This is a genomic window from Kribbella sp. NPDC026611 (assembly GCF_040638345.1).
Taxonomy (GTDB): domain Bacteria; phylum Actinomycetota; class Actinomycetes; order Propionibacteriales; family Kribbellaceae; genus Kribbella.
This window is the reverse complement of sequence record NZ_JBEZYC010000003.1, coordinates 846,129-868,333: the sequence shown is the minus strand read 5'-3', so window position 1 is coordinate 868,333 and position 22,205 is coordinate 846,129. Positions and strand designations below refer to the sequence as shown.

Here is a 22,205-nt window from a genome sequence, read left to right as displayed (position 1 = left end):
TCGACGCATGCCGCGGCTTCACCGAGAGTCAACGCGTGAGACCCTCCCGGCAGACACCTCAGCCTGCCGGGAGGACCGAAATCTCACTCGGCCAACGGCAGGTACAACTTGCTGTCCGCGGCCTTGAACGTCTCCGACATCTCGGCGAACCCGGCCTCGATCGCCTCGGTCGAGGTCAGCCCGTGCTCCTCGGCGTACGCGCGGACATCAGCCGTGATCCGCATCGAGCAGAACTTCGGCCCGCACATCGAGCAGAAGTGTGCCGTCTTCGCGGGCTCGGCCGGCAGCGTCTCGTCGTGGAAGGACCGCGCCGTGTCCGGGTCCAGCGACAGGTTGAACTGGTCCTCCCAGCGGAACTCGAACCTTGCCCTCGACAACGCGTCGTCCCAGTCCTGCGCGCCCGGGTGCCCCTTGGCCAGATCGGCCGCGTGGGCAGCGATCTTGTACGTGATCACGCCGGTCTTGACGTCGTCGCGGTCCGGCAGCCCGAGATGCTCCTTCGGCGTGACGTAGCAGAGCATCGCCGTACCCAGCCAGCCGATCTGCGCCGCGCCGATCGCCGACGTGATGTGGTCGTACGCCGGTGCCACATCGGTTGCCAACGGCCCCAAAGTGTAGAACGGCGCCTCCCCGCACAGCTCCTCCTCGAGCTGCACGTTCTCCGCGATCTTGTGCATCGGCACGTGCCCCGGACCCTCGATCATCACCTGTACGTCGTGCTCCCAGGCCACCCGGGTCAGCTCTCCCAACGTGCGCAGCTCGGCGAACTGCGCCGCGTCGTTCGCATCCGCGATGCACCCCGGCCGCAGCCCGTCGCCCAGCGAGAACGTCACGTCGTACTCCCGCAGGATGGCGCACAGCTCCGCGAAATGCGTGTACAGGAACGATTCCTGATGGTGCGCGAGACACCAGGCCGCCATGATCGACCCGCCCCGCGACACGATCCCGGTGATCCGCCGCGCGGTCAGCGGCACGTACCGCAGCAGTACGCCGGCATGCACGGTCATGTAGTCCACACCCTGCTCGCACTGCTCGATCACCGTGTCGCGGTACACCTCCCAGGACAGCTCGGCCGGATCGCCCTTCACCTTCTCCAGCGCCTGGTACAGCGGAACCGTCCCGATCGGCACCGGTGAGTTGCGCAGGATCCACTCGCGCGTCTCGTGGATGTTCTTGCCGGTGGACAGGTCCATCACCGTGTCCGCGCCCCACCGGGTCGCCCAGACCAGCTTCTCGACCTCTTCCTCGATCGACGACGAAACGGCCGAGTTGCCGATGTTCGCGTTCACCTTCACCAGGAACTTCTTCCCGATGATCATCGGTTCGCTCTCCGGGTGCCGCCGGTTCGCCGGGATGATTGCGCGGCCGCGCGCCACCTCCGACCGGACGAACTCCGGGTCGACGCCCTCGCGGACGGCGACGTACCTCATCTCCTCGGTCACCACCCCGGCGCGCGCGTACCCGAGCTGGGTCCGCGGCTCGCGGCCGTCGATCCAGGCCCGCCGCAAGGCCGGCAGGCCGGCCTGCAGGTCGATCTCCGCGGCCGCGTCGGTGTACACACCCGACGTGTCGTAGAGGTCGAAGTGCTCGCCGTTGGTCAGATGCACCCGGCGGGCCGGTACGTCCAGCTCCCCGCGGTAGATCTTCTCCGAGCCCGAGATCGGGCCGGTGGTGACGGCCGGACGAATCGTGCTGACATTCACCATGCTGGTGCTCCCTACGCCGGAATTACCCGGACAGGTTCGGCGGTCGGCGGCGCCGGCCAGGTGCGATTCCTGGTCCAGCCGCCCTCTCAGCCCACTACGGTGCGAGCTCCCGCGATCTCAAGTTGTCACTGGACACCCTAGACGAAGCCGATAGGTTCGGGGCATGCGAGATCTCGTGTACCCGCCCGTCGTCGCGTTCGCGAGGACCGCGTTCAAGGTGCTGGACCTGCGGCTCCGGATGACCGGGACCGAGCACGTACCGCGGACTGGTGGCGCGGTGATCGCCCTCAACCACATCAGCTACGTCGACTTCATCCTCGGCGGATACGGCGCGCTGCCGAGCAAGCGGCTGGTCCGCTTCATGGCCAAGGACTCGCTCTTCCGCAACCGGTACTCCGGTCCGCTGATGCGCGGCATGCACCACATCCCGGTGGACCGGGAGGCGGGCGCCGCGTCGTACCAGCAGGCCCTGGAGTACCTCGCCGCCGGTGAGGTGGTCGGGGTGTTCCCGGAGGCGACGATCAGCCGCTCGTTCGAGCTGAAGGAGTTCAAGTCCGGCACGGTCCGGCTGGCCGCGGAGGCCGGCGTACCGATCGTCCCGATGATCCTGTGGGGCACCCAGCGGATGCTCACCAAGGACCATCCGCGGGACTTCTCCCGGCATCGCACGATCGCGATCACCGTCGGCGAGCCGATGAAGGTCACCGCTGACGACGATCCCACCGAGGCGACCGCACAGCTCCGGACGACGATGGCCGGGATGCTCGACGAGACCATCCGCGCGTACCCGGAGCAGCCTGCCGGCGCGTGGTGGCTGCCGGCGGCGTACGGCGGTGGCGCGCCGACACCCGAGGAAGCGGAGCGGCTCGACCAGGAGGAACTCGCCCGGCGGGCGGCGAAACGCGCGCAGCGCTGAGCGGACAAGACCTTGACCACCAAGGGGGTACGACGGTACTAAGGCAGTCGTTGACGGAGCAGGAACCTGGGGGGTCCCTGTGTTGCGAGCCGGGCGGGCTCGCCGACTCAGGCGGGGCGGGGAACAATTTTGATCGATACACCGGAAGAACTGCACCTGTTCGACCCGGGCACGCTGACAGTGGCGCCGCACGTCGCCGAGCATCTCCCCGATGCCGGCGCGTTCTTCGTCGACTGGGCGACCCGAGGTCTTCCTATCGACCGAGCGCGTGAGATCGAGTCCGCGGTGAACGGCCGGCGCCACCAGAACGGCTGGTTCCCGCTGGAGAGCCTGGACACCATCGGCCCGAAGGGCTTCTGGCGCGGTCCGCTGACCTACCTGGCCCGGATGACCGCCGATGACGCGTCGATCCTGCAGGAGTGGGCCTCGGACGGCCTGGAGGGCGAGAACGAGCGCCGGATCCAGGCGACGGTGAACCACCTGCTCTTCCAGCAGGGGCACGCCGCCGCGGCGACGTGGGCGGTCGCAGTACGGCCGAAGACCTACCTGGACGCGGAGGTGCTGGGCGACCGCCTGCTGGCCGCGTGGGAGTACAACCTCGGCTCGATCCGCGCCAAGGACGTCGCCAAGTCGGTACGGCGCTGGAACCGCTGAAAGACCGTACGGCGGGGCAGCCGCCAGACTGCCCCGCCGTACCTCCGCTACGGCAGTGGAACCTAGCGGAACTCAGCGAACCTCAGTGGAACTGCGGAATGATCAGGTAGAGGCCGTAGAGGACCGCTGCGAAGCAGGCCGCGAAGCAGAGCGCCGCGACGCCGGTGTCCATCACCGACGGCTGCTTGTTGTTGTCGATCGCGACCGCGCGCCGCGCCATCGCGCTGATGCCGAGCGAGAACAGGACGGCCAGGCCGACTCCGAAGAGCAGGCTGACGATCGCCACCTCACCGAGCGCACCCCATTTGATGTGCATTGCCGTGCTCCTCTCAGGCCGCCGCGGCCGGGCTGGTGGCCGGTGTGGTGGTCGGGTACTCGTTCACGTTGTCCGACGTCACCGAGTTGCGCCGGGAGGCCCAGTAGATGGCGCCGCCGATCGCGACCGCGAGGACCGCGATGACCACCACGCCCCAGTTGCCGGAGTTGGCCACCCGGCCGGACAGCGCGCCGACGAGAGCGGCGGCCGGCAGCGTGAGCAGCCAGGCGACGGCCATCCGGCCGGCGACGGTCCAGCGCACCTCTGCCAGCCGCTTACCAAGGCCGGCGCCGAGGATGCTGCCCGAGCAGACCTGCGTGGTCGACAGCGGGAAGCCGAGGTGGGACGACGCCAGCAGCACGGCAGTCGAGCTGGTCTCCGCGGCGAAGCCCTGCGGCGACTCGATCTCGGCCAGGCCCTTGCCCATGGTCCGGATGATCCGCCAGCCACCCAGGTAGGTACCGGCGGCGATCGCCAGACCGGCTGCCAGGATGACCCAGAGCGGCGGCTTCGAGCCCGAGGCCAGGCTGCCGGAGGTGATCAGCACCAGCGTGATGACACCCATCGTCTTCTGCGCGTCACCCGTGCCGTGGGCCAGCGAGACCAGCGAGGCGGACGCGATCTGGCCGAGCCGGAAGCCCTCCTTGACCGTGCCCTGCCGGGACCGCCGGGTGATCGTGTAAGCGAGGTAGGTGCCGAGCAGCGCGACCACGCCGGCCACGATCGGCGCCGCGACGGCCGGGATGATGATCTTCTGGACGACCGTGCCGAAGTGCACGGCGCCGCTGCCGGAGGCGATCCAGGTGGCACCGATCAGGCCGCCGAAGAGCGCGTGCGACGAGGAGCTCGGAAGACCGACGTACCAGGTCATCAGGTTCCACAGCACGGCGCCGACCAGGCCGCCGAAGATCACCGGCACGGTCACCTTGGTGTCGTCGACGATGCCGCTCGAGATCGTCTTGGCCACCTCCGTCGAGATGAACGCGCCGACCAGGTTCAGCACGGCGGAGACCGCCACCGCGACCTTCGGTCTGAGCGCACCGGTGGCGATCGAGGTCGCCATCGCGTTGGCCGTGTCGTGGAACCCGTTGGTGAAGTCGAACACCAACGCGGTGATGACGACCACGACGACGAGGAAGGACAGGTCCATCAGGATCACTTCCCTAGGCGGACGGTCTACAGCGTCGATCGACCGTAGGCCCGGTGAGTGAATTCTGAATGAACCGGTTCGGCAGTTACTCCAAGATCAGGTGGGCAAGTACGTAACAACCGGCAGCGACCAGGCCGGCGGCCGGAATGGTCAGCACCCACGCGGTGACGATGCCCTTCGCGACCCCCCAGCGGACCGCGGACAAACGCTTGGTCGCACCCGCTCCCATCACCGCCGAAGTGATGGTGTGCGTCGTCGAGACCGGCGCGTGCAGCGCGATGGCCATCACGTACAGGACGGCCGCGGCGACCACCTCGGAGGCGAAGCCGCGCGCCGGGTCCAGGTGGATGATCCGGCGGCCGAGGGTCCGCATGATCCGCCAGCCACCGGAGTAGGTGCCGAGCGAGATCGCGGTCGCCGCTGAGATCTTCACCCAGAGCGGGATGCCGTCGGCCTTGTCGGCGTGACCGGTGGTGAGCAGGGCCAGGAAGATCACGCCCATCGTCTTCTGCGCGTCCTGGAGGCCGTGCCCGAGTGCCATCGCCGCGGCCGACAGCGACTGCGCCATCCGGAAGCCGCGCGTCGTCCGGCCGGGGTTCCGGTTCCGGAACACCCAGAGGATCGCCAGCATCAGCAGGAACGCGCCGGCGAACCCGACCGCGGGCGACAGCACCATCGGGATGACGACCTTGTCGACGATGCCCGACCACAGCACCACGCTGCTGGACGCCAGTCCGGCGCCGACCAGGCCGCCGATCAGCGCGTGCGACGAGGAGCTGGGCAGGCCGAAGTACCAGGTGATCAGGTTCCAGGTGATCGCACCGATCAGCGCCGCGATCACGATCACCAGCCCGTGCTGGCCGGCCGGTGCGCTGATGATGCCCTTGCCGACGGTCTCGGCCACCTCGGTGCCGGCCAGCGCGCCGAGGAAGTTGAAGATCGCTGCCATCGCGAGCGCCACCCGCGGGGTCAGCGCCCGGGTGGAGACCGAGGTCGCGATCGCGTTGGCGGCGTCGTGGAAGCCGTTGGTGTAGTCGAAGGCCAGCGCGATGACGACGACGGCGATGACGAGCGTGAACTCCACGCTCAGCTCTCCTTGACGGCGATCTGCTCGACCGTGTTGGCGACGGACTCGAACGCGTCGATCGCGGCCTCGAGCAGATCGACCACGGTCTTCACCTTCATCACCGTCAGCGCGTCGTACTCGCCGCTGAACAGCTTGGCGATCAGCCGCCGGTGCACCGCGTCGCCGGTGTTCTCCAGCCGGTTGATCTCGATCCAGTACTCGGCCAGATCCTTCATCGTGCGCAGCCGGGGCATGGTGTCGGCGGTCAGCCGGGCCGCCCGCTGGAGTACTTCGATCTGCTCGGCGATCTCCTCCGGCAGGTGGTCCAGCTTGAACAGGTGGACCGAGTCGACGGCCTCCTCCATGAAGTCCATGACGTCGTCGAGGGCGGAGGCCAGCCGGTAGATGTCCTCCCGGTCGAACGGGGTGACGAAGGTCGAGTTCACCCGGCGGATGATCGAGTGGGTGGTCTCGTCGGCCGCGTGCTCCGCGTCCTTCATCTGGGCGGCGATCTGGTGGCTCGAGGCCAGGCCGGTACCGGCCGCGCTGCCGAGCAGCTCGGCGAGGATCCGGGAACCGTCCACGAGGTGGTTGGCGGCCTCGGTGAAAAGGTCGTAGAACGTCGGGTCGTTCGGACGCAGACGTAACGGCACTTCAATCTCCGGGTGAACGAGGGACAAACCGTGAACATGCTAGAGGGGACAACCGGTTGACGCGGCATCCGCCCGGGTCAACGTATCGCGTCGTGATGAATTGGTCAGTACGACGTTGTGCTTTTGGTAATCGAACGATTTCAGCGCGTAATCACGGCGTACAGGTCGAAGAGTCCGACGACCAGCACCAGACCGGCCGCCACCCGGAGTACGTGATCGTGGCCGAGGGCATGGATCGCGCCGCCCCGGGTCCGGCGGTAGACGGCGCTGACAGCGGCCCAGCAGGCGAGGGACAGCACAAGGACGACGATTCCGAGGCCGGTGCGGACGTCCGAAGTACCGTGGCCGGAAGCAACCAGCAGGGCGCCGTTGGCGATCAGACCGAGCGCGGTACGGCGCCACGCGAGCAGCGTCCGCTCCGGCTGGCGGCCCGGGTCCGGTGTGCTCATCGCCACAGTGAGAAAACCAGGCCGATCAGACCGACCGTGGCGATGGTTGCCCCCAGCATCAACGGCAGCCGCGTCACCGGCAGCGCGCCGCCGCGCCGGATCGCGGTCAGGTTCTGCTGCCAGCGGCGAAAAGCTCCTGCCGTGGTGGCGATTCCGGCGCAGACGAGCACGATGCCGATGATCCTGGCCGGCCACCGGTCCGGTCCGAGGTCCAGGAACTGCACGGCGGACAGTCCGCCCGCGTAGCAGGCCAGCGAGGTCCGCAGGTAGGCCAGGTAGGTCCGCTCGTTCGCCAGAGTGAACCGGTAGTCGGGCTCCTGCTCCTCGGTCATCCGCAGGTCACCAGGCCGTGTTCCTGCTTCAGTGTCAGCACCCGCTGCACGCTACTGGTCAGCTTGGCGGCGAACGCCTTGTCCTGCTGTGCCTTGGCGACCAGTGCGTTGACCATGGTCGCGGTCAGCCCGGCCTTGGCGTTGATCACGATGTCGCCGCCGGCCGCGACGAACCGGGTCGCCCGGTCGCCCACTGGTACGGACGCCACCTCAGCCGCGGCACCAACGTCGTCCGTGATCACCACGCCACGCCAGCCGAGGTCGCCGCGGACCATGCCCTGGATCACGGTCGGCGAGAAGATCGCCCGGTTCTTCGGGTCGATCTTGGTGTACGTGACGGTGGAGACCATCACCATCGCGGTACCGGCCTTGATCCCGTCGGCGAACGGCTGCAGGTAGGCGTCACCGCGGACCGTGATCGTGTCGACGACGCCGGACGAGAAGTCGGTGTTGCCCCGCACCCGCCCGAGTCCGGGGAAGTGCTTGACCGACGTCATCACCCCTGCCTGGCGCATGCCCGTCACGAACGCGCCTACGCCCTGAGCGGCGTCTCCCGGCGTGTTGCCGTACTCGCGGTCCAGCTTGCCGATCGGTGCGTTCTGCGACTTCAGCGAGTTGGGTACGACGTCGGCCACGGGTGCGAGGTCGACGTTGATGCCCGCCTGCTTGAGCTGACTCCCCCACAGCTGCGCGCGTGCGGTCAGCTTGGCGCTGGACCACATACCCTGCGTCGTCGGGGCCGGGATGCGGTCGAAGCCGGCGCCCTTCAGACGCTGGATCTGGCCGCCTTCCTGATCCGCTGCGATCAGTGGACGGATGCCGTTGACCGTCGCCGCACTGGTGACCGACGCCATCGCCGCACGGGTGTGTTCCTGGCTACCGCTGGAGCCAAGCAGGAAGACGCTGCCGGGGCGCTGCTTCTGGACGACGGAGCGCTCGGCCGAGGTCATGCCGGACGCGCTGATGCCGGTCATGATCAGCTGGGCGGCCTGCTCGCGCAGGGTCAGTGTCTGGAGCTTCTGGTCGACGCAGTTCGGTGCTGGTGTGTTGCTCGGCGTCGGTGTGGGCGTAGGCGTTTCACTGGGGGTGTCCTCGGAGGTGCTGGGCTGCTCGGTCGGGGTGATCGGCACCGAGGACGACGGGGCTGTGCTGGGGCCCGCAGTCGGCGGGGAGTCGTTGCCGCTGCAGCCCGCGACTACCAGTGCGGTCAGCGCCACGACCGCCACAGGGCGTCTCACGTCAGCTACGCTCCCACGCCGCACGGTCGACCGTGTCACCCAAGTGCCTGGCGAGCGTGGAACAGACGTCGTACAGCGCCTCGACCTGTTCCTCGCTCAGTGCGTCGAAGATCGACTTGCGGACCTCCTCGACGTGGCCGGGCGCGGTGTCGACGAGCTTCTGCCGGCCGAGCTCGGTCAGGATCGCGACCTGGCCGCGGCGGTCGGACTCGATGCCCTCGCGCTTGACCCAACCGTTCTGCTCGAGCCGGTTGACCGCGTGCGACAGCCGGCTGCGCGAGCCTTGGGTGGCGACCGCGAGCTCGCTCATCCGCAGCCGGTTGGCCGGTGCGTCGGACAGCCGGACGAGGATCTCGTAGTACGTGTGCGGGATGCCGGCGTCACGTTGGAGCTGCTGCTCGATGCGGCTACTCACTACTCGCTGGGCTGCGATGTACGCGCGCCAGGCCTGTTGCTCTCGCTGGTCCAGCCACCGGGTCTCCGCCATTCCCGCAGCGTACTGGTTGGCCGACCCTGATCAGCAGTACGGCGGCCGCGCACACGAGCATGCCGACCACGGCGAGGGCGCCGATGGTCTCGTGGAAGCCGACGTACGCGAACACCATCGTCGTCGGCGGGACGAGGTAGAGCAGCGAGCTGATCCTCGTCGCACCCGACAGACGCAGGTTGACCAGGTACAGCCCCCAGCCACCACCCGTGGCCAGGAGCACGAGCCAAAGGACTGCACCGTAGAAGCCGGGCTGCTCCGGGACGGTCATGCGGTGCGTTGTCGTGGCCAGTGCAGTGAACAGGACCGCAGAGGTCAGGCTCTGCACAGCCAGTGCGTCGAGCGAGCTGGTCCTGGGCTGTCGGTAGCGCTCGAGACACGTGCCGGCGACGAGGCCGAGCAGACCCGCGATCGGCAGAAAGAACAGCCAGGGTGAGACGTGGCCGGCATTCAGATCGTCGGCGACGACCAAGCCCACCCCGGTCAGGCCGAGGCCGAGCCCGACCCACTGACGCCGGCTCACCCGTTCGCCGAGCAACGGACCGGCGACGGTCGCGATCAGCAGTGGCTGGAGCGAGCCGACGAGTGCGGTCACGCCGGCGCTGACGCCGTGGTCGATCCCGGCGAAGATCAGACCCAGGTAGACGAACTGCGTCAGGACTGCCATCGACACCTGCGTCACCAGGTCCTGGCGCGAGATCCTGGGCCGTCTGACGGCCAGGATCACCGCGGCGAGCACGCCGGCGGTGAGGAAACGCCAGGCGAGCAGGTCGAAGGCGTTCGTGTACTGCGTGCCCCAGCGGGCGCCGATGAAGCCGCAGCTCCAGAAGAGGACAAAGGCGGCTCCGGCGGCGAATCTACGGACCATGGCTCGAGGTAACCACACCGGTCGGTATACTGTCAGTATGGTCGACTGGCAGCTGAGACTGATCGTGGACCGTGGCGTACCCGAAGCGCCGCGGCTGACGCCTGCTGGGGAGCGGATCCTGACGGCCGCGTCGACGCTCTTCTACGCGCAGGGCATCCGGACGGTCGGGGTGGATGCGATCGCGGACGCGGCCGAGGTGACGAAGAAGACGCTGTACGACCGGTTCGGGTCGAAGGACCGGCTGATCGCGGCGTACCTCGAGCAGCGCAACCGGGAGTGGCACGCGTTCCTGGACGCACAGCTGGCCGATCGGCGGCCGTCGACGCCCGCGGAGGTGATCCTCGCGCTCTTCGAAGCCCTGACGGACTGGCTCGCGGGCTCTCGGAACGGGTGCGGATTCATCAACGCGAGCGTGGAGCTCGCAGCACCGGACCATCCGGCGATGCCGGTGATCGTGGGCCAGAAGCAGTGGCTGCGATCCGAGTTCGAGGCTCAGGCGCGAGCAGCCAGGCTGGCCGACCCTCCAGAGCTCGCCGACCGGCTACTGCTGCTACACGAGGGAGCATTGGTCAGCTATCGCGTCGCGGCAATGGAGCGGGCCCCCGAGGTGGCTGCACGAGCCGCTGCGGATCTGCTGGCAAGCTGGCCACGGGCGCGTCGCTCCGACGGGTGACGTCTCGCACCTGAGCCTCGCACCTGAGCCGACCAGCGTCAGTCGTCGCCGCTTTGCCGGCGGGAGGCGATGATTGCCGCGCGGCGGGCGAGACGGTGGCTTCTGCGGATCTCGGCCTCACGTAGGCGCCGCTGCTCATCCTCGGTCTGCGGCACGACCTGTGGCACTTCGCGCGGCTTGCCTTCCGCGTCGACCGCCACGAACACGAGGTACGCCGAGGCGACGTGAACCTGCGGTCCGACCGCGTCCCAGCGGTCGGCGGTGATCCGTACGCCGACCTCCATCGAACTGCGACCGGTCCAGTTCACCTGGCCGCTGAAGTGGACGACGTCGCCGACCCGGACCGGGACCAGGAACGTCATCTCGTCCATCGACGCGGTCACCGCCGCGCCACCGGAGTGCCGGGCCGCAACCACCCCGGCGACCGAGTCGACCAGCGTCATGATCACGCCGCCGTGCACGGTGCCGAGAAGGTTGGCGTCGTTCTGCGCGGTGATGTGCGACAGCGACAGCCGGGTCTCCGACGTCGGTCGCGACAACGGGCTGCTGGTCATCCCGGCTCCTTCGGCTGGTAGGTCCCGGCAGCTTATCCACAGCTTCGAAAAGGCCGGTTCCGGCGAGGCCCGATCCTCGTACTTTCTTGGGCGAGGAGGTTTTCCGATGACCCTTGACACCTTTACCGAACATGCTCACGGCAACCAACCGGATGCGGCCCTGGCACCCCTGTCCCGACAACAGGCCGCCCTGCTCGTGCAGCTCGGCCTGCGCGCGGCGACGAGCCTTGGTCTCGACGTGACCTACGAGGGCGGCGCGGCGCTCGTGCCACCCGACCACTCTGCTCGGGGACCAGTGCTCGGGCTGAGCAACCTTGCCCGGATGCTGGCGCGGTACGACGAGACCTGCTGGCCGATGCTGGTCGACGAGCACTTCACTGAGATCCTGCGGCAGCTGCGGGCGGGACCGCCGACGCCGCCGGCTGATCCTTCGCGGGAGCTGATCCAGCGGTTGGTTCCGCGCGATGCGCTGCCCGACAACTGGACGGCCGACCGGCCCGACTTCGTTCCGGGGCTGCTGGCCGTGCCGTCCTCGGTGGACGACGACATCGTGACGATGTGGCTGGAGCCCGCGGATCTCGGTCTGGTGTGGTCCGAGGCCGAGCGGTTGGGGCTGGCTAACCTGCGGAGCATGGTGGACCACGTCGAGTACCTCGAGCAGGACGACGTGCGCGTCGCGCTGGTGACCGGCTCGGCATTCGCGGCGTCCCGGGCGCTGGTCCTCGACACCGTCCTGCGCGAGACGCTGCAACTCGAACATCCCCCGCCGTACGGCGTCCTGGCCGCGATGCCGGCCCGGGACAGACTGCTCCTGCACGTGATCCAGGACCTGAGCGTCATTCCCGCCCTGGGCCTCTTGCTCCACCTGACCGCTCGCAGCCACACCCGCGATCCCGGACCGCTGTCCCCTGACGTCTACCTGGTGACCCCGTCCCTCACCTGGCACCCAGCGACCACCGCCTCCCCGGACCGCCTCCCACTCCGAATGTCCCCAGAACTCCAGTCCCTGTCCGAACGTCTCGCCGAATTCGATGCTGGTGGCAACTAGCTGCCCGGAGGTGTGAAGTGACCTGGCCATTGGGAGTAGCGGATGCGGGGGATTTCGCGGACCTCGCCGAGGGTTGTCCACTCGTCCTTGCCGAGGCGGGCGAGTGGGCGGAGGCGGTGGATGTCGGGGTGGTCGCCGTCCATGACTGCCGCATCGATCGCGAGGTGCCGGACGTGACCGATGACGACGGTGCAGTCACCGAGCCCGATCGTGGCGTGCAGCGTGCACTCGATCGCGACCGGCGACTCGGCAACCCGCGGTACGGCGACGGTCGCGGACGGCTCGGTGGTGACGCCGATCGCCTCGAACTCGGAGATCTCCGGCGGGAAGTTCGTCCCGGACGCGTTGACCTGTTCGTAGAGCGGCTCGGCAGCGAAGTTCACCACGAACTCGCGGGTGGCCTCGACGTTGTTGAGACTGTCCTTGCGTCCGACGGAGGTGAACTGCACCATCGGCGGCTGCACACACGACACCGTGAAGAACGAGTGCGGCGCCAGATTGAGGACACCGTCGGCCGACAGGCTCGACACCCAGGCAATCGGTCGCGGCACCACCACAGAGTTCAGCAACGCGTAGAACTCCCGTCGCCCGACAGCCTCCGGATCTACATCGACACGCACCCCCGCAGTACATCAAACTCACTGGATACCTCCGGACCCGAGGGCCCACCCCGTGCTGCCAGACGGAGAAGTCGATTGGATCAGCAGGACGTCCTGCAACAGCTACAAGCCGTAGCCCACCGCCACGGCGTACCCGCTTGGCAGGTCAAGGAAGTGACCGGAGGCGTGGCCAACCGAGCCTTCGTTCTCGGCGACCACCTCTTCCTCCGCACTGCGCGCCCGGGCTACGAGCAAGATCTCCACAAGGAATCCAAGGTCATACCCACCGCCCGTCTGGCCGGCGTCCAAACCCCCGCCATCGTGGAGTACGACAGCAGCCGGCACCTCCTGCCGACGCCGTACATGGTCACCGAGCGAGTCCACGGCATCGAACCTCTCACCGCGCCCGTCGCCCTGGCTCGACAACTGGTCCTCCTCCACCAGTTGGACCTCCCTAGCAGTGCGGTGCGTGACCTGCGCGCGGCGCTCCCCGAGGTACCAGAGGAGGAGTGGGGGGATCCGTGGGAAACGGTCGAAGGGCTTGCTCAGCGCGGGTACGTGGATCCCGGGACGGCTGACTGGTTGAGCGGCTGGTTCACGCGGTTGGCTCAGCGGTTCGACAGGAACAGGCCGAAGGTGCTCATTCACGGAGATGTTGCCGTGCACAACCTTCTGGTGGACGGGGAAGACAACCTGCGAGCGCTCATCGACTGGGGCGACGCCGCCTGGGCACCGCGCGCGATGGACTTCGCCAAGCTCCCCCTGACCGAGGTGGCCACCCTCCTCCCCACCTACCTCCACCACACCAGTCCCGCATACCAGCACACCAAGCTCGCCTCCAGCATCACTCCGCGCAGCACGCGCAGGCTGGTGGCCTCACGTCGGGAGACCGAGGCAGTTGAAGAGTTGGCCGCGGCGATCCTGTGGTTCCAGCTGTCCTGGGCAGTCTCCAAGCTCCCCGCCGCGCCGTGGCCGGGTCAACGGCACTGGACCGCTCCGACTGCCAGCCGGCTCCTGAGCATCCTCCGCTTCTTCACCACCAGCCCACTCGAGCCCTGGGCGGCCCTGACCTGAGCCGATCAAGAAGTAGGTTCTCTGGCTGTCAGTGATGGGGTTTCTGCCCGAAAACAAGGGGGTTTGCACTTGTAGTGACATGGGGCAGACTGGGGTTCCGTGACTGACTACGTGGCGGCCGAGAGCCGGTATGACGACCAGATGACCTACCGGCGGACCGGGCGGAGCGGGCTGCTGCTGCCGGCGATCTCGTTGGGGTTGTGGCACAACTTCGGCGACGACAAGCCGTTCGCGACGCAGCGCGACATCCTGCGGCGCGCGTTCGACCTCGGGGTCACGCACTTCGACCTGGCGAACAACTACGGGCCGCCGTACGGCTCGGCCGAGACCAACTTCGGGACGCACTTCGCGCGCGACTTCAAGCAGTACCGCGACGAGCTGATCATCTCGACCAAGGCCGGCTACGACATGTGGCCGGGGCCGTACGGTCAGGGCGGCGGCTCGCGGAAGTACCTGCTCGCCTCGCTCGACCAGTCGCTGAGCCGGATGGGCCTCGACTACGTCGACATCTTCTACTCGCACCGGTTCGACCCGGACACGCCGCTCGAGGAGACGATGGGCGCGCTGGACGCGGCCGTCCGCTCCGGCAAGGCGCTGTACGCCGGCATCTCCTCGTACTCCGCGGACCGCACCCGCGAGGCTGCCCGGATCCTGGAAGAGCTCGGTACGCCGCTCCTCATCCACCAGCCGTCCTACTCGATGCTGAACCGCTGGATCGAGGAGGACCTGCTCGACGCGGTCGGCGAACTGGGTGTCGGCGTGATCGCGTTCTCGCCGCTCGCGCAGGGCGTGCTCACGAACCGCTACCTCGACGGCGTGCCGTCGGACTCGCGGGCGGCGCAGGGCAAGTCCCTCGACCCGGATTCGCTCACCGACGACACGCTGCAGCACGTTCGCGCCCTCGCCGAGATCGCCAAGGAGCGCGGCCAGTCCGTCGCGCAGCTCGCGCTCGCCTGGACGCTCCGCGACGACCGCGTCACCAGCGCGCTGATCGGCGCCTCCAGCGTCGCCCAGCTCGAGGACAACCTCGCCACGGTCCAGAACCTCAAGTTCAGCGCCGACGAACTCGAAGCCATCGACGCCGACGCCGTCGAGGCCGGCATCAACCTCTGGAAGAAGAGCTCCGACGCCTGACCGAACCCAGAGCGCAAAACCCAGAGCGCACGCACCCCCACCCAGGGCGCGTGCGCTCTGTCATTTCCGGCCGAGCCGGTGGCGTCGGCGGAGCGACCGAGGGAGATCCCTGCGTGTTGTGGTTGGGTTACGGAGCGGGGTCGGTCGGTTGCGGTGGTGGCTGGTTGGGCACACGCTGGGAGAAGACCCCGGGAGGTGGTTGACATGACCGCTTCGACGCTCGAAATGGCCCTGACCTACGAACATGACCGGCTCCGGGAGCTGGCCGAGCCGGCGCACCATCCGGACGCCGCGCATCCCGAGCGCAGGCACCAGACGGACTGGTTCTACGCCATCGCAGCCCAGCACCTGGCGGCCGCCGAGGACGTGCTGCTGCCGCAGGTACGACGACTGCCCGACGGCGGCGAACTGGTGACTAGGTACGTCGGCAACGCAAGGGAGCTGGAACGCTCCCTGCGCTTCCTCAAGGGAAGGCAGTACGGCGACAGCCGTTTCCTGCACCTCGACCACGACGACCTGTGGCAACAGATCGACCGCCTGATGGCTGAGCACGTGGAGATGGAGACGACGTACAGCCGGCAGATCTGCGAGGAACTGGACTCGGCCACCGTGAACGCGCTGACCGAGGAGCTGCTGGAGGCCGAGGAAGTCGCACCGACCCGAGCCCACCCAAGCTCTCCGCACACCGGCAGGGCCGGCCGGCTGGCGCACCGGATGTGGCGGATGGCCGACGTAGCGTGGGACAGCGCCGAGGGCCGCGTCGTACCGGTCAAGTACCACGCGCATCCCAAGCGCGACTCGGTCCTCTCCCACTACCTGTACGGCACCGCGCTGTCCGGCGACGACCAGCAGTAGAAGACCGGGCCCGCCGACCACGGATGCCTCCGTGGGGCGGGCCCGGCTGCCGGGCCTCACTGCGCCTGGTTGTGGGGCCGGCGGATGGCCCGCACCGCTGCGCCTGGTGTGCGGGGCGGGCCGTACGTCCTCCCCCGCTGCGCCTGGTGTGCGGGGGAGGACGGTCTGTGGCGGATCGGCCTAAGGCCCCGCTGATCCGGTGCCCAGGGCCAATCCACAGGTCATCTCAGTCCGTCGATCGCCTTCTTCGCTCCGGGGTGCAGGGGCACCGGATCGGTCTTGTCGGCGTTCTCCAGCGTGATCCCCTTGGCCGCCGCGTTCACTGCGACCAAGGCGTCCTTGTTGTCGTAGATGACCTTCGTGAGCTGCTCGGCGAGCTCGTCCTTCATGTCCTTGCGGACCAGCAGGACGTTCGGCACGATGATCGTCGCGACGTCGGCCGGCTGCTTGTAGGTCGCGGCCGGGATCGGCGCCTGCGAGTAGACCGAGCCGTACTTCCCTTGCATTTTGGGCAGCAGGTCCGCGATCGGCAAGAGCTTCACACCCTTACCCATGCTGGTGGTCAGGTCGGTGATACCGCCGGTCGGCAGTCCGCCGGACCATACCAGGGCGTCGATCGACCCCGACTTCATCGCGTCCACCGACTCCGGCAGGCCGAGCCGCTGCGCCGTCACGTCCTTGGCCGGATCCAGGCCGGCCGCCTCCAGCAGCCGGCGGGCGATCACCTCGGTCCCAGAGTTCGGCGAGCCGGTGGAGACCCGCTTCCCCTTCAGGTCGGCGATCGAGTTGATCCCGGCTGACGTCCGTACGGCGACCTGCGTGTAGTTGTTGTACAACCGGGTCAGCGCAACCACGTCCTGCTTGGACTTGAAGCTGTTCTCGCCCTTCACCGCGTCCGCGGCCGAGTCACCCAGCGAGAACGCGATGTCGTAGTTCCCCGCGACCAGACCCTGGATGTTCTGCACCGAGGCCCCGGTCTCGCTCGCCGTCGCGCGGTAGCCGGACACCTTGGCCGAGATCACCGACGCCAGCGCCCCACCGAGCTGGTAGTAGACGCCCGTGGTGTTGCCGGTGGCAATCGTCAGCCGCCCACCGTTCGCCGAACCCGATCCGGCTGGTTCGCGCTGACCACCGCAGGCGACCAGCGAGACGGCAGCGGCCAGCGCCACTGCGACGACAGGGAGGCGGCGAAGTCTCATGAAGCAACAGATCCTTCCGGGGAAACGGCCTGGCGTTGCCGCCGGACCAGATTGATGACGACGGCAACAAGTAGCAAACAGATTCCGACCGTGATGGTTACGGGCGCGAGGTAGAGCAGCAGCAACGCCGACGGTACGCAGACCGCCCGCTCGAGCGGGCCGCACGCAACGAAGATCCAGCCTCCGGTCACCACCGCCAGCGCGGCGACCGCGAGCATCGACACCAGCGTCGTCCACACCATCCCGACGAACGACCCCTGCCCGAGCAGGTGTGCGCCGTTGTCGGTGAGGACGAAGGCGAACGGCACCAGGAACGCGGGCAGCGTGTACTTCCACGCCTGCCACATCGTCGGTATCACCTTGCCGCCGGTGATCGCGGCCGTCGCCACCGCGGCCAGTGCGGTCGGCGGCGACACCTCGGACAGTACGGCGTAGTAGAAGATGAACATGTACGCCTCGGGCTGCGTCACCCCGAGGTGCACCAGCGCCGGCGAGATGATCACCGCCGCGATGATGAACGACGCGGTCACCGGCACCGCCAGCCCGAGCACCAGGACCGCGAACCCGGACAGTACGACGGTCAGGATCAGCACGACGGTGTGGTTGTCGGTCAGCCCACGCGCCGCCCCGACGATGATCTCGGCGAGGTTCAGGCCGAGACCGGTCTGTGTCGTCACCGCGACGATCACGCCCGCGGTCGCGCAGGTCGCCGCCACCGGCAGCACCGAACGGGTGCCCTGGGCAAGCGCCTTGAACAGTGGCCATCCGGTCAACCGGTGCTCACGGTCCAGGAACGACAGCCCGAACTGGATGATCACGGCGTACACGACGGCCTTGAACGGCGGGACGTCGACCGCCATGAAACCGATGATCACGAACAGCGAGAGGAAGTGGTACCCGAAGCGCAGCAGCAGCCGCAGCGCCGAGTCGGTGGACGTCTCGGCCGAGGTGGTGCCGTGCCGCCGGGCGTCGATCTCGATCGCGAGCAGGATGCCCAGGTAGTAGAGGATCGTCGGGATCACGGCGAAGCCGAGCACCTTCAGGTACGACACCTGCAGGAACTCGGCGATGATGAACGCGGCCGCGCCGAGCGTCGGCGGCGACAGGATCGCGCCGATACCGGACGCCGCGAGCATGCCACCGGCCGGTTCAGGCGGGTACCCGGCCCGCCGCAGGATCGGCCACGACACCGTGCCCAACGACACGGCGGTCGCCGTACCCGAGCCGGACACGCTGCCGAGCAGGAAGCCCGCCAACGTGACCGTGCGACCCGGCGCCGTACGGCTTCGCTTGAACGCCGCGAACGACAGTTCGATGAAGAACTTGCCCGCGCCCGAGTAGTCGAGCACCGCGCCGTAGATCGTGAAGAGCACGATGTACGACGCCGCGACGCTCAACGGCGTCCCGTAGAACCCCGCCGTACCCATCGTGAACTGCGCGATGATCGCGTCGAAGTTGAAGCCCTGATGTGCCAGCGACCACGTGTAGGGCAGGTAGCCGCCGTAGTACGCGTAGGCGATGAAGACCAAGCTGAACAGCGGCAGGACCCAGCCGGTGGTACGACGGCACGCTTCGAGCAGCAACACCAGCAGCAGAGCGCCGGCGATCACGTCCATGGCAGTAGGAGCCTGTCGCCGCTCGAGGAAACCGTCGAAGTCGAAGAGCGGGTAGAGACAAACAGCCAACGCCACCGCTGCGAGGATCCAGTCCGTCACACCGGGGTCGTCGTGCGACCGCACGCGCGCGCCAGGGATCCGGAAACCGCGGTAGCAGAGCAGCGTGATCGGCAGCACGGCTGCGAGAAAGATCACGAGGTAGAACTGGGTGCCCTGTGGTAGTGGAAAGAACACCTGCACCAACACGCCGACGCTGACGATCGCGCACCAGATGGAGATGACCAGGTCGAGGGCAGGGCGAAGCCGCCGAGCGGGCCGTTCCTGCTCGTACTCGGCGAGTTCCTGCTCGGAGGGCGCGGTGACGCCACCCCCCGTGCCAACACCGACAGTCATCTACCGGTTCCCTCCTGTGGTCGGAAGGCTAACCACGCCGAACACTGCTTGGAGTCGCGTGATTACGTCTTTACCAAGATCTGACACATATCACCGTCACCTGGCCTACGATCACCGCATGAGTGGCGCGGTCCGGATTCTGCTGGTCGAGGACGATCTCGATATCGCCAATGCCCTGATACCCGCGTTGCGGCGGTACGGCCTGATGGTGACGCACGTCCGCACGGCCGCGGACGCCCTGGCAGCCGACCCCGGGGACCTGGTCCTGCTGGACCTGGGACTGCCGGACGGAGACGGCATCAACGTGTGCCGGCAGATCCGTACGGTGTCGGACGTCCCGGTGATCGCGGTGACGGCGCGCGGCGAGGCCGCCGACCGGGTGCGGGGTCTGCGCAGCGGTGCGGACGACTATGTGGTCAAACCGTTCGCGATTTCCGAGCTGCTGGCCCGCATCGATGCTGTACTTCGTCGTACCGGCCTCTTGCAGCCCCGGCCCCGGGTGACCGTCGGCGACCTGACCGTGGACATCGAGGCCAGGACGGTGCAGGTAGCGGACAAGCCCATCAGCCTGACCCGCAAGGAGTTCGACGTGCTAGCAGTGCTGGCCGCACACCACGGCCGGGTGGTGCCCCGCGAGCAGGTGGCGCTGTACGCCTGGCAGTCCGTGTTCGAGGCGTCGTCGCGAACCATGGACGTGCACGTCGCCAGCCTGCGCGCCAAGCTCGGGCGGCCCGAGCTGGTGCAGACGATCCGGGGCGTCGGCTACCGACTGGGTTCGGACTGACCGTTGCGCCGTCGACTGCTGCAGTCCCTCGTCCCGATGGTCGTCGCACTGGCCATCATCGCCGTCATCCCGCTGGCGAACTTCATCGCGACCACCACGTCGCGGACGCTCTTCCTGTCCCGCAGCAACGACGCGGACTGGTTTGCCACGATGGCGGAGTCCCCGCTGCAGACCGGCGACATCACCAACCTGCGGGAGCTGGCCGTTCGGTACCAGGAGCTGTACGACACCCGGGTCTTCGTCGTCGACGTCGACTCGAAGGTGATCGCCACCTCGGAGTCCGGTGTGGACGTGACCGAGCCGGACATCGCGACCGCGCTGCACAGCACGCTGGCCGGCCGCCTCCCGGCCGAGCCGCCGGCCCTGTGGCCGTGGCGCACCGGCGAGATGGTCGTGTCCCGTCCGGTCGTCAACAACGGCAGCGTCCTCGGTGCCGCCGTACTGCGGGTGCCGACGGACAAGGGCCGCGAGCAGGTGCAGCGGTACCTTCTGCTGCTCCTGGGCGGCCTGTTGATCAGCATCGGCGCCATCATCATCGGTATCGTCCGGCCGATCACCCGCTGGGTGCTGCGGCCGCTGCAGGACCTCGACAACGCCACCCACCAGATCACCCGCGGCGCGCTCGACACCCGGGTCTCCACCGACGGTCGTGCACCGGAGCTGCGCCGGCTGGGCGACAGCTTCAACTCGATGGCGCTGAGCCTTCACCAGGCGCGGCAGCGTGAGCGCGAGTTCGTCGCGGACGCGTCGCACCAGCTGCGTACGCCGCTGACGTCGGCGCGGATCCACATCGAGGGCCTGTCCCGGCTGTCCCCGACCGCACGGTTCGCGCTGAGCGACATCGACCGGCTCGGCCGGATCGTCCAGCGGCTGTCCCGCCTGGCCGGCTCGGACCGTCCCTCCGGTGAGGACGGTGCCAGCGAGGAGCCGCTGGACCTCGCGCAGGCGGTGAAGGAGCGGCTGGTCGGCTGGAAGGCCGTGTACGCCGCCGACGACCTGGAGCTGATCATCGGCGAGATGGTCCCGGGCGGGGTCGCACCCGAGCTCGAGGTCGACGACATCCTCGACGTACTGCTCGACAACGCGTCGAAGTACGGCGCTCCGCCGGTCGAGGTCTCGGTCACCCGTGACGGCACCGAGGTGGTCATGTCGGTACGCGACCACGGTCTGGGTCTCGGCTCGCGGGACCTCAAGAAGGTCGGCGAGCGGTTCTGGCGGAGCGCGCACCACCGGGAGATGCCGGGCACCGGTCTCGGCCTGGCGATCGTCCGCTCCGAAGCGGCCCGGGTCGGCGGCCGCGTCGTCGCCCGTCCGCCGATCGGCGGCGGCCTGGTGATCGAGGTCCGCGTCCCGCTGATCGACGACTACGACGTCTGAGCAGCTGGTTCTAGATGTGATTCTGGCGGTACCAGCGCTCCGCCGCGGGGTGCAGCGGGACGGGCATGGTGGCGATCGCCGAGCGGGGGTCCAGCGAGCCGGCCTCGGGGTGCTTGGCGGCGATCAGGTCGTTCTGGCGGCGGAACAGCGTGTTCACGGTCCACCACGCCCAGGAGTCGGACAGACCCTGCTTGGCGATCAGGTAGTTCGGCACCGCCAGCGTCGGCACCGAGCTGGCCAGCCCGTACTGCGACGGCGGGATCGCCGACACCACGAACCCGCCGAAGTTCGTCAGCGCGATCTCCTGCGCCACCGCCCCGATGTTGAGCAGCCGGAACCCGAGGTCCTTCTGGAGGTCCGCGATCGGAGTCGTCGGCACGCCGCCGCTCCAGATGAACGCGTCGATCCCGTTCGGGGCCGTCTCTTTGTCGGCCTTCGCCTTCAGCAGCTTGATCGAGTCGGTCAGCGACAGGTTGACCATCTCGACGTGGATCCCGGCGGTGCCCAGGATCAGCCTGGACACGATCTCGGTGCCGGACTCCTTCGGCCCGACCCCGACCCGCAGCTTCTTCGACGACTTCGTGTTCAGGTCCGAGAGGCTCTGCGCCTTCGACGCCATCGGTACGACGACGTGGACGTAGTTGTCGTACACCCGGCCCAGCGCGTAGAACCGCATGTGCGCGTTCTTGAAGGCTCCGGTGCCCTCGTAGGCCGCGAGCGCCGAGTCCGACGTACAGAAGCCGAGGTCGGCCTTCCGCTGGGCCACCAGGTTCAGGTTCTCCACCGAACCGTCGGTCGCGATCGGCCGCAGGTCCATGCCGGTGACCTCGCTCACCAGCCCGCACAGCGCGGCGCCGAACGCGTTGTAGACGCCGCCGGCGTTGCCGGTGGCGAACGTCGCCGACTCGGACGGCGCGGGCTCTTCCGCCCGGCCGCGGGAGCAGCCGGGGACCAGCAGCGCCGACGCGGCGGCAGCGCCGAAGCCGAGCACACTGCGGCGGGTCAACCCGGTCGGCCGGTCAGGGGTCAGCAGGCGGGGGCGATCCATGCAGCACAACCTAGAC

At 68.3% G+C, this 22,205-nt stretch carries 24 protein-coding genes and 1 riboswitch; of the genes, 9 read left to right on the top strand and 15 right to left on the bottom strand.

Features of this window, described 5'->3' with window-relative positions:
- Positions 1–83: 83 nt before the first annotated feature.
- Positions 84–1,706 (bottom strand): phosphomethylpyrimidine synthase ThiC, encoded by a 1,623-nt coding sequence (gene thiC, locus AB0E69_RS16105; RefSeq protein ID WP_360145286.1) that lies wholly within the window; start codon positions 1,704–1,706, stop codon positions 84–86.
- Positions 1,698–1,829, bottom strand: a riboswitch (TPP riboswitch). (Overlaps the previous gene by 9 nt.)
- A 40-nt stretch (positions 1,830–1,869) precedes the next feature.
- On the opposite strand from thiC, the gene AB0E69_RS16100 reads away from it, so the two are divergent.
- Together AB0E69_RS16100 and AB0E69_RS16095 are read left to right on the top strand one after the other, a co-directional pair.
- A complete protein-coding gene (locus AB0E69_RS16100; protein WP_360145283.1) occupies positions 1,870–2,622 on the top strand; it encodes a lysophospholipid acyltransferase family protein in 753 nt (250 codons plus the stop codon).
- 129 nt (positions 2,623–2,751) lie between these two features.
- Positions 2,752–3,276, top strand: coding sequence for a hypothetical protein (locus AB0E69_RS16095; protein WP_360145280.1), 525 nt, complete (start codon positions 2,752–2,754; stop codon positions 3,274–3,276).
- A gap of 82 nt (positions 3,277–3,358) precedes the next feature.
- On the opposite strand, the gene AB0E69_RS16090 is transcribed toward AB0E69_RS16095, so the two are convergent.
- The 9 genes from AB0E69_RS16090 to AB0E69_RS16050 form a co-directional block, all read right to left on the bottom strand.
- A complete protein-coding gene (locus tag AB0E69_RS16090; protein WP_360145277.1) occupies positions 3,359–3,592 on the bottom strand; it encodes a hypothetical protein in 234 nt (77 codons plus the stop codon).
- A gap of 13 nt (positions 3,593–3,605) precedes the next feature.
- Entirely contained in the window at positions 3,606–4,742 is a 1,137-nt protein-coding gene (locus AB0E69_RS16085; protein ID WP_360145275.1) for an inorganic phosphate transporter, read from the bottom strand.
- Positions 4,743–4,827: 85 nt separating this feature from the next.
- Positions 4,828–5,826 (bottom strand): inorganic phosphate transporter, encoded by a 999-nt coding sequence (locus AB0E69_RS16080; protein WP_360145272.1) that lies wholly within the window; start codon positions 5,824–5,826, stop codon positions 4,828–4,830.
- Positions 5,827–5,828: 2 nt separating this feature from the next.
- Positions 5,829–6,461: a DUF47 family protein gene (locus AB0E69_RS16075; RefSeq protein ID WP_360145269.1), complete on the bottom strand. Its 633-nt coding sequence runs from the start codon at positions 6,459–6,461 to the stop codon at positions 5,829–5,831.
- A gap of 140 nt (positions 6,462–6,601) precedes the next feature.
- The gene (locus AB0E69_RS16070) at positions 6,602–6,910 is read right to left on the bottom strand and encodes a DUF202 domain-containing protein (protein WP_360145266.1); all 309 of its coding nucleotides are present in this window, start codon (positions 6,908–6,910) and stop codon (positions 6,602–6,604) included.
- On the bottom strand, positions 6,907–7,242 hold the full coding sequence (locus AB0E69_RS16065) for a DUF202 domain-containing protein (protein ID WP_360145263.1): 336 nt from the start codon (positions 7,240–7,242) through the stop codon (positions 6,907–6,909). The genes AB0E69_RS16070 and AB0E69_RS16065 overlap by 4 nt, the downstream gene beginning before the upstream one ends.
- A complete protein-coding gene (locus AB0E69_RS16060) occupies positions 7,239–8,480 on the bottom strand; it encodes a glycoside hydrolase family 3 N-terminal domain-containing protein (protein ID WP_360145260.1) in 1,242 nt (413 codons plus the stop codon). The genes AB0E69_RS16065 and AB0E69_RS16060 overlap by 4 nt, the downstream gene beginning before the upstream one ends.
- Before the next feature lies 1 nt (position 8,481).
- The gene (locus tag AB0E69_RS16055) at positions 8,482–8,895 is read right to left on the bottom strand and encodes a MarR family transcriptional regulator (protein ID WP_360145257.1); all 414 of its coding nucleotides are present in this window, start codon (positions 8,893–8,895) and stop codon (positions 8,482–8,484) included.
- Complete coding sequence (locus AB0E69_RS16050) at positions 8,888–9,835, bottom strand: DMT family transporter (protein ID WP_360145254.1); 948 nt, start codon at positions 9,833–9,835, stop codon at positions 8,888–8,890. The genes AB0E69_RS16055 and AB0E69_RS16050 overlap by 8 nt, the downstream gene beginning before the upstream one ends.
- A gap of 37 nt (positions 9,836–9,872) precedes the next feature.
- Here AB0E69_RS16050 and AB0E69_RS16045 point away from each other — a divergent pair, with 37 nt between their 5' ends.
- Positions 9,873–10,508: a helix-turn-helix domain-containing protein gene (locus tag AB0E69_RS16045; RefSeq protein ID WP_360145251.1), complete on the top strand. Its 636-nt coding sequence runs from the start codon at positions 9,873–9,875 to the stop codon at positions 10,506–10,508.
- A 38-nt stretch (positions 10,509–10,546) separates the two neighbouring features.
- Here AB0E69_RS16045 and AB0E69_RS16040 read toward each other — a convergent pair whose 3' ends face one another.
- The gene (locus AB0E69_RS16040; RefSeq protein WP_360145248.1) at positions 10,547–11,062 is read right to left on the bottom strand and encodes an acyl-CoA thioesterase; all 516 of its coding nucleotides are present in this window, start codon (positions 11,060–11,062) and stop codon (positions 10,547–10,549) included.
- Between the two features lie 106 nt (positions 11,063–11,168).
- Here AB0E69_RS16040 and AB0E69_RS16035 point away from each other — a divergent pair, with 106 nt between their 5' ends.
- Positions 11,169–12,110 (top strand): hypothetical protein, encoded by a 942-nt coding sequence (locus AB0E69_RS16035; protein ID WP_360145245.1) that lies wholly within the window; start codon positions 11,169–11,171, stop codon positions 12,108–12,110.
- Here AB0E69_RS16035 and AB0E69_RS16030 read toward each other — a convergent pair.
- The gene (locus tag AB0E69_RS16030) at positions 12,107–12,730 is read right to left on the bottom strand and encodes a flavin reductase family protein (protein ID WP_360145242.1); all 624 of its coding nucleotides are present in this window, start codon (positions 12,728–12,730) and stop codon (positions 12,107–12,109) included. The two genes, AB0E69_RS16035 and AB0E69_RS16030, sit on opposite strands and share 4 nt — an antisense overlap.
- A gap of 75 nt (positions 12,731–12,805) precedes the next feature.
- Here AB0E69_RS16030 and AB0E69_RS16025 point away from each other — a divergent pair, with 75 nt between their 5' ends.
- The 3 genes from AB0E69_RS16025 to AB0E69_RS16015 all read left to right on the top strand — a co-directional run bounded on the left by AB0E69_RS16025 (position 12,806) and on the right by AB0E69_RS16015 (position 15,772).
- Positions 12,806–13,783, top strand: a complete 978-nt coding sequence (locus AB0E69_RS16025) for an aminoglycoside phosphotransferase family protein (protein WP_360145239.1) — start codon at positions 12,806–12,808, stop codon at positions 13,781–13,783.
- Positions 13,784–13,882: 99 nt separating this feature from the next.
- Positions 13,883–14,917, top strand: coding sequence for an L-glyceraldehyde 3-phosphate reductase (gene mgrA, locus AB0E69_RS16020; RefSeq protein ID WP_360145236.1), 1,035 nt, complete (start codon positions 13,883–13,885; stop codon positions 14,915–14,917).
- A 204-nt stretch (positions 14,918–15,121) separates the two neighbouring features.
- Positions 15,122–15,772 carry a hypothetical protein gene (locus AB0E69_RS16015; RefSeq protein WP_360145233.1) on the top strand — a complete coding sequence of 217 codons (651 nt, stop codon included), beginning with the start codon at positions 15,122–15,124 and terminating at the stop codon, positions 15,770–15,772.
- A 221-nt stretch (positions 15,773–15,993) separates the two neighbouring features.
- Here AB0E69_RS16015 and AB0E69_RS16010 read toward each other — a convergent pair whose 3' ends face one another.
- The gene (locus AB0E69_RS16010; protein WP_360145230.1) at positions 15,994–16,971 is read right to left on the bottom strand and encodes a TAXI family TRAP transporter solute-binding subunit; all 978 of its coding nucleotides are present in this window, start codon (positions 16,969–16,971) and stop codon (positions 15,994–15,996) included.
- Positions 16,968–18,980: a TRAP transporter fused permease subunit gene (locus AB0E69_RS16005; protein ID WP_360145227.1), complete on the bottom strand. Its 2,013-nt coding sequence runs from the start codon at positions 18,978–18,980 to the stop codon at positions 16,968–16,970. Before AB0E69_RS16005 ends, AB0E69_RS16010 begins: the two co-directional genes overlap by 4 nt.
- Positions 18,981–19,098: 118 nt before the next feature.
- Here AB0E69_RS16005 and AB0E69_RS16000 point away from each other — a divergent pair, with 118 nt between their 5' ends.
- On the top strand, positions 19,099–19,764 hold the full coding sequence (locus AB0E69_RS16000; RefSeq protein ID WP_012918592.1) for a response regulator transcription factor: 666 nt from the start codon (positions 19,099–19,101) through the stop codon (positions 19,762–19,764).
- A gap of 3 nt (positions 19,765–19,767) precedes the next feature.
- A complete protein-coding gene (locus AB0E69_RS15995) occupies positions 19,768–21,141 on the top strand; it encodes a HAMP domain-containing sensor histidine kinase (protein WP_360145224.1) in 1,374 nt (457 codons plus the stop codon).
- A 10-nt stretch (positions 21,142–21,151) separates the two neighbouring features.
- Here AB0E69_RS15995 and AB0E69_RS15990 read toward each other — a convergent pair whose 3' ends face one another.
- Entirely contained in the window at positions 21,152–22,189 is a 1,038-nt protein-coding gene (locus tag AB0E69_RS15990) for a TAXI family TRAP transporter solute-binding subunit (protein ID WP_360145221.1), read from the bottom strand.
- Positions 22,190–22,205 lie beyond the last annotated feature (16 nt).